Genomic DNA, 13,646 nt, shown 5'->3' on the forward strand with positions numbered 1-13,646 from the left:
ATAGGTCAAAGATAAGATTTTATCTATGCAAACGTTTTAAGTTGTATTCAAATTGTTATTTTTGAAATAAATTTTTAGGGATGATGCAAACGGCGGAAATCACAAGTTTTTTGCGAACTATTGCAATTTTAGTGATTGTTTATTATGGAGTTAAGATAATTGCAAAGTATGTTGGGCCGATTATTTTAAAGAGGGCAGCAACTAAGTTTGAAGAACGTGTGAGACAACAACAGCAACAACAAGCTGGTTATACAGAAAATAGTAAAGTAGGAGAAACTGTTATAGATAAAAAACCAAGAACTCAAAAGACATCTAGTGATTCTGTTGGAGAATACGTAGATTATGAGGAAGTGGATTAACTCCTGATTATTACATAAAACACTTTTAATAATGTTAAAAAAGCTAATGCCATTTGGCGTTGCCATTTTGGTATTTATAATTGCCTCTTTGGCTTATTTTTCGCCTGTTCTCGAAGGCAAAAAAATTCAACAAAGCGATATCACACAATTTATTGGTTCTTCTAAGGAGATAAAAGACCATAGAGAAAAATATGATGAAGAGCCCTATTGGACGAGTGCTACATTTGGTGGTATGCCCGCGTATTCGGTAAGTGCTTATTATCCGCATGATTATATTAAGAAAGTTGATAAGCTGTTACGATTTTTACCACGACCTGCAGATTATTTATTTCTATATTTTATAAGCTTTTTTGTGCTTTTAATGACCTTGAAAGTCGATTGGAAATTAGCAATACTTGGGGCGTTAGGATTTGGTTTATCCACCTATCTTATCATTATTTTAGGGGTTGGTCATAATGCCAAAGCACATGCTATTGCATACTTTCCGCTTGTGCTGTCTGGTATTTTATTGGTATTTCAAAATAAGTATGTAATAGGTTTTTTACTTACTGCATTTGGTATGGCATTAGAGTTACACGCCAACCATATACAAATGACTTATTACTTATTTTTCTTAGTATTAATATTAGGTATAGTGAAGCTTGTTGAGGTTATTAAATCAAAAGAATTTAAGCCTTTTGTAAAGCAAATGTCCATACTTATTGTTGCAGTAATTCTTGCTCTAGGTACGAATGCCACTAGTTTAATGGCTACTCAGGAATATGCAAAAGAAAGTACGAGAAGTAAAAGTGAATTGACGATTAACCCAGATGGTTCAGAAAAGGAGGCCTCTAGCGGTTTGAGTTACGATTATATAACGGAATATAGTTATGGTCAATTAGAAACGTTAAATCTATTTGTACCTCGTTTAATGGGAGGTACAAGCCAAGAACAATTAGAAGATAGTGCGTTACAGAGCTTTTTACAAGATGCAATGCGCCAAGGGTTGAGTGCAAATGATGTGAACTATGTTTTCAGGTTGTCATCAATGTATTGGGGAGAGCAGCCAATAGTTGCAGCTCCAGCTTATATTGGCGCAATATTTATTTTCTTTTTTGTTTTAGCGATCTTTTTAGTTAAGGGACCTTATAAGACTTGGTTGGTTGCAGCAACAGTGTTTTCAATTGTATTAAGTTGGGGTTACCACGTTGGTTTTATCACTAATTTCTTTATTGATTATGTGCCTTTATATAATAAGTTTAGAGCCGTTTCATCTATTCAAGTTATTGCTGAATTAACAATTCCACTCATGGCAATTCTCGGAGTTAAAGCATTTTTATCGAAAGATATTGATGAGAGTAAAAAATTAAGAGCGTTAAAATTTGCTACTTATATAGTTGGGGGATTTGCTTTGTTGTTGGTTGTTGGTGCAGGAGAATTTTTTAGTTTTACTAGAACCCCAATAGATGAGCAAATAGATGAGCAGTTACCTGGATATTTAGATGCTTTGATTAGCGATAGAAAATCATTGATGAGAGGAGATGCTGTTAGAACTTTAACGCTGGTTGTTTTAGTGGCAGCATTGATGTGGTTGTATTTAAAACAAAAGATAAAAGAAGTATTATTAATTGTGGCTGTTGGCGTTTTGGTAGTATACGATTTAGCGGGAGTTGATAAACGATATGTAAATGATTCTAAATTTAAATCGGCTAGAAAAGTAAATAAACCATTTGTAGCTTCAGAGATTGATAAGGAGATTTTAAAAGACAGATCGCATTATCGTGTTGCAAATTTCTCTAAAAATGTAATGGTTGATGGCGGTACATCTTACTTTCATAATTCTATTGGAGGGTATCATGCGGCAAAACCTAGAAGGTATCAAGAGTTATATGATTTTCATATTGCCAAAGGAAATGCTGAAGTTTTGAATATGTTGAATACCAAATATATTATTGGCGCAGATCAGCAAGGGCAATTACAATTAGAAGTAAACAATAATGCCAACGGAAATGCTTGGTTTGTGAGAAACCTTCAATTTGTTGAAAATGCTAATGAAGAGATTACTCAATTAGACAGTTTGAATACTCGAAATTCTGCAATACTTCAAGAAAAATTTAAGAATGAACTTTCTGATCAATACGCAATTGATTCAACAGCTACTATTTCGCTAACATCTTATAAAGCGAATCAATTAGAATATAAAAGTAATTCTAATTTAAAACAGTTTGCAGTTTTTTCAGAGGTGTATTATCCTTATGGTTGGAATGCATACATTGATGGAGAATTGACGGAAATTTACCAGGTTAATTATGTATTGCGAGGTGTTGAGGTGCCAGCTGGCGCTCATAAAATAGTGTTTAAATTTGAGCCTCAGGTAATAAAGACTGGTAGTACCATTAGTTTAATTTCGTTTGCATTATTGATTTTAATTCCTGTGGGCTGGAGCGTATTTGAAAATCGTTCTTCAAAAGAATAACTCATGAATATTGGGATGATATTGGATTACACATTTCCGCCTGATCCGAGGGTGGAAAATGAAGCTGTTGCATTATCAAATGCTGGCCATGATGTGTATTTGTTTTGTCTTAATTATGGAGATCAACCAATAGAAGAGCACTATAAAGGTTTTAATGTTAGGCGCTATAAATGGAATAAATTCATTTATAAGTTATCGGCACTTGCTTATACCGTGCCATTTTATCATTGGTATTTACAACCTAGGCTTAATCACTTTTTAAAATCTAATGCTATTGAGGCAATTCATATTCACGATATTAGAATAGCCCAAGCTGTTTTTAATGTGAGTAAAAAAAAGTTACCAATTGTTTTAGATTTACATGATAACATGCCTGAAATAATGAAACTTTATCCTCATTTGCAGAAGTTTCCAGGAAAGTATATTATAAATCCAATGGCTTGGAAGCGAAGAGAGGAGCAGTTTATAAAGACAGCAGATTATGTAATTACTGTTTCGCAAGAATTTGTAGAAGAGGTTGTGGAAAGAACTAGTATCTCTCCTGAAAAAATAAGGCTTGTGCCCAATACAGTTCAGCAATCCTTTTATAAGAATGCTGTTATTGATGATGAAATAATTGATAGGTTTAAAGATAAGTTCGTTCTTTTATATTTAGGTGATACTGGTTTAAGAAGAGGGTTGCAGACAGCAATAGCAGCAATGCCAGAAATATTGAAGACTATACCAAATGCCCAATTGATTATTGTGGGGAAAAACTCAACAGATCATGTGTTGAAAGCTGAAGCAATAAATTTGAATTTGGAAGATGAAGTTTGTTTCGAAGGTTGGCAAAATGTTTCATTGTTTCCTAGCTATATAAAGGCCAGTGATGTTTGTATTTCTCCTTTAAAAAGAAATATTCAGCATGATGTTGCCTACGCAAATAAACTGTTTCAATATATGAGTTTTGAACGCCCATTAGTGGTAAGTAATGCTATAGCCCAGGCTAAATTAATAGAACGCACCAATACTGGTTTGGTGCATGAAGAACAAAATTCAAAAGACTTTGCTTCAAAGATTATCGCGCTTTATAACAATGAGATTTTGCGCAAAGAAATGGGAGTTAATGGTAAAGCATTTATTGAAAACGAATTTTGTTGGGAGAAAACTTCTGAAACTTTAGTAGCTTTATATCAGAATCTAAAAGCTTGAAAGTTCTCATAATTACATATTATTGGCCTCCTGCTGGCGGCAGTGGTGTTCAGCGATGGTTGAAGTTTGTTAAATATTTTCAGGAGTTCGGAATAACTCCTGTTGTGTATTGCCCGTATAATGCTTCTTATGAATTAATGGATGCTACTTTAAAAGCAGAGATTCCTGAAGGTATAGAAATTATTCAACAGTCAATAATAGAACCTAATTCATTTTTAAAAAGTAAGAAAGTGGCAACTGCTACCATAGGGCAAAGCAAATCTCCTCTAAAGAAAATAATGACTTATATCAGAGGTAATTATTTTATACCAGATGCAAGAGCACTTTGGATTAAACCTTCAGTCAAATTTTTAAAGAACTATCTGAATCAGAACCCTGTAGATGCAATAATATCTACGGGACCTCCACATAGTACGCATCTTATTGGTTTAAAATTGAAGCGTGCAATTGGTGTGAAATGGATAGCCGATTTTAGAGATCCAATGAGTAAATTATTCTACAATAAAGATTTGCAAATAGGAGATAAAGCACTCAAACGAATTAAGAGTCTCGAAAATCAAATTTTACAAGAAGCAGATAAGGTTGTCGTTGTGAGTAATCATATGAAAGAGGCATTTCAATCACAAACAAATAAAGTTAAGGTTGTAACCAATGGTTTCGATTTAGAATTGGCAGACGATGGTCCGATTAGAAATTATAAGTTTAGTATTGCTCACATTGGCCTTTTTCCTCATCAAAGCAATCCAGTAATTTTATGGGAGTCATTAAATGATTTAATTGTTGCAAAGGATATAAATCACGAAGATTTGCAAATTGAACTTACTGGTACGGTATCGCAAGAAGTAATAGAGAGTATTCAATCTTTTGGTTTGCAAAAAGTCTTAAAGTTGAAAGCTGCAGTTTCTCATGATAAGGCTGTTTCTCTGCAAAGGCAAGCGCAAATATTGTTGTTATGTATACCAAATACTGAAGATTCAGAAGGAATTGTAACGGGTAAAATATTTGAATATATCACTTCAAAAAGACCAATTTTAGCTTTTGCTCCAAAGAATGGTGATGCCGCTAAAATTATTAATAACACCCAAACCGGAACCGTTGTTTCTTATAATGATATTGATCAATTAAAAACTGTACTTTTACACTATTACAAAGCCTTTAAAAGTCAAAGTTTATTGGTAGAACCTAAACAAATAGAACAGTATCATAGAAAAGTATTAACCGAGCAAATGGCTACAATTTTAAAAAGTCTATAATGGGAATTGTTTTTAAACAGTCCTTAATCAATACTATAATCCTAATTGCAGGTTTCACTATAGGTGGGGTTAACGCTTTATTTTTATACACTAATTTTCTGGACGAATCTTATTATGGGCTCATCATTTTTATTTTGTCTACAGCCAACATATTAATGCCATTACTTGTCTTCGGTATGCAGCATTCTGTTATAAAATACTTTTCTTCTTATACGGATAAAGTAGATAGAGATAGGTTGCTAACTTGGTCTTTAATTATTCCACTTGTTGTGATTATTCCATTAGGTTTTTTTGGTGTCCAGTGTTATGAAGAAATCTCGAATTGGCTCGCCAAAGAAAATCCACTAATAAAAAATTATACGGTACTTATTTTTATTTGTGCCATTAGTATGGGGTATTTTGAAGTGTATTATGCATGGACAAAAGTGCAGTTAAATTCTGTTTTTGGAAACTTTGTACGAGAGATGTTTGCCAGAGGTTGTGCTGCTATTCTGTTGATTGCGCTGTATTATGATGTGTTAACACCGAATGAATTTGTTTATGCGATTACCGTAGTTTATGTGTTGAGAGCATTACTTATGAAACTGTATGCATTTTATATTTATTCTCCTAAATTTTCGTTTCAATTTCCGGCCAGATTTAAGGAGGTACTGCAATATTCAGTTTATTTAATTTTGGCGGGCTCTGCAGGTACAATACTGTTAGAAATAGATAAATTTATGATACCTCAAGTTGAGGCTATTGCTGAAGTTGCCTATTATGCGGTAGGTGTATTTATTGCTTCTGTTGTGGCGATACCTAATAGAGCAATGAATCAAATTACACATCCTTTAACAGCTAAAGATTTAAATGAAAATGCTTTAGATAAGGTATCTGTATTGTACAAGCAAAGTTCAATTAATTTATTGGTGGTAGGAGGATTATTGTTCTTATTGATTAATTTGAACCTAACCGATATGTATCGCATAATTAACAAACCACAATATGCGGTTGGTGGTTGGATTGTATTAATGGTTTCTTTGGCCGAATTATACAAATTAGCGTTGGGAACAAATGGAGCTATTCTTACCAACTCAAAATACTACAGAATGTTCTTCTACCTCTCTGTGGGAATGACGATTTCGGTTATTGTTTTGAATCATTATTTTATAAGAGCATTTGGAATTGATGGTGCGTCTTTAGCTACTTTGGTTACAGTTCTAATTTTTAGCACCATTAAGATTCTGTACATTCAGTCTAAATTAAGAATGCAACCATTTTCTAATAAAACAATCGCTTTATTATTAATTATGGTATTGGTAGGTGTTGGTTTTTATTTTGTTGAATTATCTTGGCAACCACTAATAAATATATTGGTAAAAAGTGTTCTGATAACTGTGACCTATTCACTATTGGTTATTAGACTTAAAATATCTAATGATGTTCAAACTTTGGTCAATAAATTTATCAAACTATAATGTTACCTTCTTATTAAACTAAAATTACCTCGGTACGTTCTAATATTTCCTTGTAAATCCGTAAGCTGCAAACTAAACCAATAATCTGTACTTGGTAAAGCTTCTCCATTATAGTAGCCATCCCATCCATCTCCATAAGGATCTACCACAGCAAGTAACTTTCCAAATCTATCATAGATATTAATTTGTGAAACAGTGAAAGACGCCGACTCGATTCCTACTAATTTCCATGTATCATTAGCTCCGTCATTATTCGGAGTTAAAAATTTAGGATAATCTAATAAAACAATTTCTAAGCTTGTTTGACCACATCCATTTTTGTCGTTAACAATTAAAGTATAAATGCCTCCTACCAAATTCGTAAATAACGGTTCAACTTGAAAAGACCTGTAATCTGTTGGGTGCTCTAAAGAAAATTCGTAATCACCACTTCCTAAATTGTCAGTTATAATTTCAATTGAATTTTCAGGACTACTGAATTCTACCTTAATGATATCTTCTTCTGTAATAGTAGCATTCGAAGATTTCCATAATTGAACTGATTTACTAGTAGTACATAGTGTTGTAGGGTTCGTAACAGTTACACTATAAGATACTCCAGTTTCTGTTATATCATCTGCTGTTGTAATTGTAAGTACCTGACTTGTACCATCTGGTCCTGCTATTGGATTACCGCTTGCATCAAACCACTGGTATAAATAATCTGCTTGATCAGGATTTTCGACTGACACAAAATGTGGTAATTGATTTTCACATACCATATCTTCTTCTACCAAATCAAAAATAGGATTAGGATTTACCTTAAAATCAACAGTTATTGTTGCTGGACAATTTGTGTTTGCAGGATTTTCAACAACAACAGTAATTGTTTGAGTAGAGGTACTAAAAGTTGGAGGGAATGGTTGAGAAATTAATGCACCATTGCTGTCAGCTAACTGATCTCCATTTGCATCGTAATAAAATATATTAAATCCTGTTTGACCATTTAAGATTTCTGATTCTAAGGTACTCGTATCAAAAACAGTTATTCCATCAATAGGGTCAGGTTCATCATCACATTCTATGTAAACGGTTATTGGAGGGTTTGCCACTGGTAAGACATCTACAGTAAATTCTACAGTATTACTATCAGAACAAGGTCCATCAGGATCATTGGTATTATTGTTAGTTACTACATATGTTATTGTTTGTGATGAAGTGTAGAAAGAAGTAAATGGACTGCTAACAGGTGTTCCATTTGCATCTAATAATGGATTGCCTACCGCATCAAAATAAGTAATGGAAACTGTTGTTGGGTCTTGACCATTCAAAATTTCTGATTCAACCATTGAGGTGTCAAACAAAAAGAGTCCATCAAAGTCATCATCACATTCTTTCATTTCAGTTACCACAGGATTCGCAAAGGGTAATGCTTCAACATTCAATAATGATTGAAAATCTTTTAGTCCCAAACAAGTATTCCCTAAATCACTTTTTACTCTAACCCATATGTCTTGTACATTTTGTGAATTTGTATTTTGATGATTGGCGATATCTACTATTTCATTGTTTTCTAATTCAGCATCCATTTGGGTTTCGTAGAAATGAACTGTAACAGTAATTGTTGAGAAAATTACATCTCTAATTTCATCATGAATGGCAGTCATATCAAAAGTTGCAATTCCATCACGAATATCCGCACCGTCATCGCATTGAAACAATGGTGCAGGATTGTAGTTCACTAAATCAGCACTAGACGGAGTAACTTCTAATTCAATTGTTTCTACTCTATAACATCCATTTGTATTTTCAATTCTAATCCATACGGTCTCATTAACAAAACTAGTTTGATTTGAATAGCTTTCAGGATTTGGGATTGCGTTGTCCGGGGTTTCGGCATCAACTAAAGAATTGTAATACGTGAAATCTAAATTGTCAACCATGAAATTAGGGGCAATTTCAGCTTTAATATCATCTGAAGATAAATTAAAGGCTGCTATACCATCGTTTGAAGCATCGTCACACTGAGTGTATAAATTAGGAGTATTTGTTGATGGTAATGAAAAAACAACTACATCAAAAGATGTATCAGTATAACAACTATTATCATTATTATTGGTCAATCTTACAAAAATAGGTTGGCCTCCCATAATACTATTTTGAAAACTAGCAGGAGTTAAAATTTCATTCGTATAGCCAGCATCAGTATAGTATTGTATTGTAAATAATGTAGGATCTTGACCATTCAATAATTCTGATTCTTTACTAGTCAAATCAAAAACAGAAAAACCATCTGTATCACTTCCCGATGTTGTGTCATCACACAATTCATAAGGTGTAATAACAGTAGCAACTACTGTTTCTGATATCATAGCTTCTACCGTAAGTCTATCAATACTTTCACAAGTACCATCATTTTGAGAAGCATAATATAAATTTCCATTTATCAATGCTTCGGTGCCTAAATAGGCAGTACCTCCAGTAGGAGCGTCGTACCAAACAATATTTATGCCTGTTGTAGTAGTTAAATCTGCTATAGTCGCGTTCTCAATATCACAATAGTTTTGAAGAGCATCTCCTGTGGGAGCAGGAGGTGAGAGTACTGTAATTTCAACAGCAGTTCGAGTTGTACTGAAACAACCGTTTAATTCTGCTTCTGCATAATAAAATGTTGTTACTGTTAAAGTAGGTGAGGTAAAAGAATTTCCTGTTCCAACAAGTATTCCTCCACTAGGCGCATCATACCAATTTACGGTAGCTGCAGTTGAAGGAGTAGCATTTATGGTTCCAGTACCATTGTGACAAATTACAGCAGCCACGGTACTATCAATTGTGGGGATTTCTTTTATGGTTGCCTGAACAGCTGTTCTTACTCCTGTTGTACAACCTGTTATACCGGCCGCTACATAATAAATGGTTGTATTGTTTAAAGAAGGAGTGTTAAATGTATTTCCTGTAAATACTAAATTACCTCCACTAGAAGAGTCAAACCAAAAAATTTCACCTGCATCAGATGTAGCTTCAAGTGTTACACTTCCAATTCCACATCTTTCATCTACAGTTGTTGTTGTAATTGTAGGAACAAAAATTCTTGTACTAGCTGAGATATTAATATCAGGATCCCCTGGCATTCCACCATATTCAACAATATATCCTTGCGGGTGGTAAGCACTATTTGGGTCTGTAGATCCTGTATTTGCTAGGTCGTTCCAAGAACCATCTGGATTGCCTACTGAAGGGTCTGTAATGTGTGCATAATCTTCATTACCTAAATTATTTGGTTCATTGGAATTCCAAAATTCAAATTCTCCTGGTACAACACTTCCTGTACCAAAAACTCCTGTCCAGAAATGCAATCCAGCTTCGGGCCCTGTTACCCAGCGCCATATGCCTTCAACTGCAGCATCACTAGCCCCAATCCAACCAGTTCCCTCAGCTTGTTCACCAGATAAATCTGCTTCTTCTTGAGACGTAAGTGTGGCTAAATAACCTTGTAAGCCAAAATAAGTTCTTAATTCTGCTGCATCCCTAGCGTCAGTCCACGTAATGCCTAAATCAGGAACAAATTCATAAAAATGTTCAGTAGAAGGTAAATAATTTGCAGACCCCCATGTAATAGAAAATTGGCGCTCTCCTGTGGCATTAAGGTTTGTGGTGTTGTATTGAACCGCTGCAATTGCAGCTTCAAATTCAGGGTATGGCACTGGTAAGCCAGTTACACTTGTCAGCTCTAATTTTCCCGTACCAGCATCCCACAAAGCACTGATATTTGGATGAGAACCAGTTAGAACTAATGTTTCTTGTCCAGCTTGATATCCTTCAGAAATCTGGATATACATAGATTCTGTTCCCGTATCATCAGGATCTGTAATACTAATTGTTTCAGCAATATTTATAGATGTCCCTGGGCAAAATGGTTGATCTCCGGTTGCATCTACTTCCGGAGGAAGATTCGATTGAGCATAGCTACAAATACCTAAGAATAAAATTACATTTAATGAAAAATTCCAAGCTTTCTTATACCCCATATATTGAAAAAGAATTAGTAAGATGCATAACAAATGTACTTAAAATTGAACGAAGAATTGGAGGTATAATTGTCTCAAGTTGATTTTTGATTAGTTAGTAATTTAAACCTTAAATATCAGTGAGTTAATTTCAAATTGCAAATAATATTCGTTTTTAAATGTAAATATGAACATAGCTAGAAATAGGATGTTTGAAAAATGTTTTAATGATTTATGCAATGATTGTTTAAAAAAAATGTTGAAGTGTAAAAAATAGCTTTAAATAATTAGTATATTTAAAAACAAAAAATTGCAGTTTCTAATTGTGATAAGTTACTAACCCAAAACCCGATTTATGATTTCAGCGATTGAAATGAACCTCAATAGAGGAGTTAAACTTTTGAGCACTATTTCTAATGAACAATACACGAATACTTCAGTCGCACCCTATTATTCAAGCATTGGAAAACATATGCGTCATATTTTGGATGTTTTTGACTGTATTCTTGAAGGATATCCAAAATTATGTGTTGACCTTACGGCAAGAAAACGGAATGAAATGGTTGAATTGAATACTGATGCTGGGATCGATTATTATCAAAATATTTTAGTTAAGATAAGGGAATTGGAATCAGCTGATTTAGATCAATTTATTACTGTTAAAGACGATTTGGGACTTGGTATGGTGGAGCAAACCTATACTTTAGGAGGCTTGTTAATTCAAGCACATAGTCATGCAATTCATCATTTCGCAAGTTTAGGATATATCATAGCTCAGTTAGGAATTGAAATACCTGACACCGACTTTGGGTTTAATCCAACAACTCCAAAAAATGAAACCCTAGCGAGCTAAGGTTTTTAAGTTTTTGGTATATCTTTTTAAAGACTTCATTTCTTTTAAAAAGTCCTTTGTTTTTGTGTATGGATAGTGAAGAACAAAATGGTTTGTTACTGCAATCTTGTAGATGGTTTTCCAATGATTTGCTATTGCCTTAATGGCTTTAAAATAACTAGAGTCTTGAGCATCGTAAATATGAGTTGGCTCTGCAATAATTCCATTAATCTCTAGAATTTTATAGTTTTTCCCATTTAGTATATCGTCGAATGAATCAAACTTCAAATCAATGCGCCCATAATACCATCCATCAATCTGTTTGTTTAATGCATCTAATGCGCTTTCTAATTTTTTATTTATTAAATGATTACCATTTATAAATCGAGTGCCTTTAGAGTGATTACCAATTTCATTTAATACAAAATCCAAATTATTTTCTAAAACTAAACCGAGTTGATTACCGTGCAATTCCTCTAATAGTGGTAAGTATAATACAGCTCTCTCATGTTGCTCAATTAATTCTTTTATTGTGTGAATTCCATCACCCTTTACACTTAAAAATTCTTTAAGTGTTATTGATGTAATTTTGCCTTCTTGCTCATCTGGTATGCGGTAATAAAAAATGCCGCATTCGTTGGGGAGGTCAACAAATTCTTGTAAAATAAAATCAATAGGGTAGGAGTTTAAATGTGATTTTAACTCTTCCAATGAATCTATTTTTTTTACCAATAATCCTCTAAAACCTATATCGGGCTTAGCAATTATTGGAAACTCTAATGAATGAATTTTGAGTTGTTCTATTATTTCTTCAAAAGGAGTATTCTGTTTTATTAGTAAGGTTATTGGTCGCAGTGATTCTGGTAACATTTGAATCGTATCATATTTTGATTCAAATCCATTTCCTGAATTGTGAATCCCAGGATTTACGGCACTAAAAAATACGGGGCTTTTAGCTTTTAAGGCTAAATAAAATGCATACGGAATGTTAGGGATATAAAACATATAGGAGGGCCAAAACTCCCAATGCAACATTTTGTATAAACGACTATTCTGAGCCATCTTTCTCTGAATTGAAAAATCCGTTTAATATAGCAGCAACTCCTTTAAAAGCCAAAATGATCGCGGCAATAATAATAACTATACCAATAATTAGAAAAAGATAGTTGCCATCATTCATGGCTCTAAATCCAATAGTTAGTAATATTGGGCCAATAAGCATAAAAGGCAAAGCGATGCCTAAATATTTTATGCCACTTACTATTATTTCTTTATTACTCGCCATAGTTTTTAATTGCATTTCTAACACTACCGTATTTCAGTAATAATTGGTTCGCCAAAGTCTCGTCAATTTGTAATTCTTCCATTATCATGCGAGTTCCTCTATTTACTAACTTCTCATTAGAAAGTTGCATGTCTACCATTTTATTTCCTTTGACTCTTCCTAATCGAATCATGGTGGCAGTAGAAATCATATTTAATATAAGCTTTTGAGCTGTACCAGCTTTCATTCTTGAACTACCTGTAACAAACTCAGGACCTACGACACAAACAATAGGATGTTTTGGAGTTAATGCTAAAGGACTACCTGCATTCATGGTGATGCCACCAGTAGCTATACCTTCTTGGTTGCATTTTTCTAATGTGCTAATTACATATGGAGTAGTACCTGAAGCCGCGATACCAACAACAACATCCTTATCGCTAATATTTTTAGCTTTTAAATCAATCCAGCCTTGAGTTGTAGAATCTTCGGCGTTTTCAACAGCTTTTCGAATAGCGGTGTCACCACCAGCAATCAAACCCTGTATCAACTCATGAGAGACGCCAAATGTTGGAGGACATTCAGATGCGTCTAAAATTCCCAATCTACCACTTGTTCCAGCACCAATATAAAATAATCGGCCACCGTTTTTAAGTTTATCTAATACTATATTTATTAGTGCTTCTATTTGAGGTAGACAATTGGAAACAGCAATAGGAACGGTCTGATCTTCTGAATTCATATGTTGAATTAACTCAGCTACAGACATGCTTTCTAGTTGGTTATAATTTGAAGATTGTTCAGTGGTTTTTGTAAAGCTCATAAATCAAAGATAAAAAAAAGCCTCAA

The 13,646-nt window shown here is 33.8% G+C and carries 10 protein-coding genes; 6 read left to right on the plus strand and 4 right to left on the minus strand.

Annotated elements, in window-relative coordinates; genetic code table 11:
• The first annotated feature begins 80 nt into the window (after positions 1–80).
• From ACYQ5R_RS11250 to ACYQ5R_RS11270, 5 genes are read left to right on the plus strand one after another with little or no spacing between them, the layout of a single operon-like run.
• Complete coding sequence (locus tag ACYQ5R_RS11250; RefSeq protein WP_460191052.1) at positions 81–359, plus strand: DUF4834 family protein; 279 nt, start codon at positions 81–83, stop codon at positions 357–359.
• 31 nt (positions 360–390) lie between these two features.
• Positions 391–2,814: a YfhO family protein gene (locus ACYQ5R_RS11255; RefSeq protein WP_460191053.1), complete on the plus strand. Its 2,424-nt coding sequence runs from the start codon at positions 391–393 to the stop codon at positions 2,812–2,814.
• Between the two features lie 3 nt (positions 2,815–2,817).
• Positions 2,818–4,005: a glycosyltransferase family 4 protein gene (locus ACYQ5R_RS11260; RefSeq protein WP_460191054.1), complete on the plus strand. Its 1,188-nt coding sequence runs from the start codon at positions 2,818–2,820 to the stop codon at positions 4,003–4,005.
• Complete coding sequence (locus ACYQ5R_RS11265; protein WP_460191055.1) at positions 4,002–5,258, plus strand: glycosyltransferase family 4 protein; 1,257 nt, start codon at positions 4,002–4,004, stop codon at positions 5,256–5,258. Before ACYQ5R_RS11260 ends, ACYQ5R_RS11265 begins: the two co-directional genes overlap by 4 nt.
• Positions 5,258–6,715 carry a lipopolysaccharide biosynthesis protein gene (locus ACYQ5R_RS11270; protein ID WP_460191056.1) on the plus strand — a complete coding sequence of 486 codons (1,458 nt, stop codon included), beginning with the start codon at positions 5,258–5,260 and terminating at the stop codon, positions 6,713–6,715. Before ACYQ5R_RS11265 ends, ACYQ5R_RS11270 begins: the two co-directional genes overlap by 1 nt.
• A 2-nt stretch (positions 6,716–6,717) precedes the next feature.
• Here the strand turns inward: ACYQ5R_RS11270 and ACYQ5R_RS11275 are convergent, their stop codons facing one another.
• Positions 6,718–10,722 carry an Ig-like domain-containing protein gene (locus ACYQ5R_RS11275; RefSeq protein WP_460191057.1) on the minus strand — a complete coding sequence of 1,335 codons (4,005 nt, stop codon included), beginning with the start codon at positions 10,720–10,722 and terminating at the stop codon, positions 6,718–6,720.
• A 334-nt stretch (positions 10,723–11,056) separates the two neighbouring features.
• Between ACYQ5R_RS11275 and ACYQ5R_RS11280 the strand changes: the two genes are divergently transcribed.
• Positions 11,057–11,554: a DinB family protein gene (locus ACYQ5R_RS11280; RefSeq protein WP_460191058.1), complete on the plus strand. Its 498-nt coding sequence runs from the start codon at positions 11,057–11,059 to the stop codon at positions 11,552–11,554.
• Here ACYQ5R_RS11280 and ACYQ5R_RS11285 read toward each other — a convergent pair.
• Genes ACYQ5R_RS11285 through murQ form a run of 3 tightly spaced genes read right to left on the minus strand, consistent with a single transcriptional unit; the run spans position 11,543 to position 13,620 of the window.
• Entirely contained in the window at positions 11,543–12,595 is a 1,053-nt protein-coding gene (locus ACYQ5R_RS11285) for a D-alanine--D-alanine ligase (RefSeq protein WP_460191059.1), read from the minus strand. The two genes, ACYQ5R_RS11280 and ACYQ5R_RS11285, sit on opposite strands and share 12 nt — an antisense overlap.
• Positions 12,582–12,818 carry a DUF6095 family protein gene (locus tag ACYQ5R_RS11290; RefSeq protein WP_460191060.1) on the minus strand — a complete coding sequence of 79 codons (237 nt, stop codon included), beginning with the start codon at positions 12,816–12,818 and terminating at the stop codon, positions 12,582–12,584. Before ACYQ5R_RS11290 ends, ACYQ5R_RS11285 begins: the two co-directional genes overlap by 14 nt.
• A complete protein-coding gene (murQ, locus tag ACYQ5R_RS11295) occupies positions 12,808–13,620 on the minus strand; it encodes an N-acetylmuramic acid 6-phosphate etherase (protein ID WP_460191061.1) in 813 nt (270 codons plus the stop codon). The genes ACYQ5R_RS11290 and murQ overlap by 11 nt, the downstream gene beginning before the upstream one ends.
• Between the last annotated feature and the right edge of the window lie 26 nt (positions 13,621–13,646).

It is taken from the genome of Urechidicola sp. KH5, from assembly GCF_054661455.1.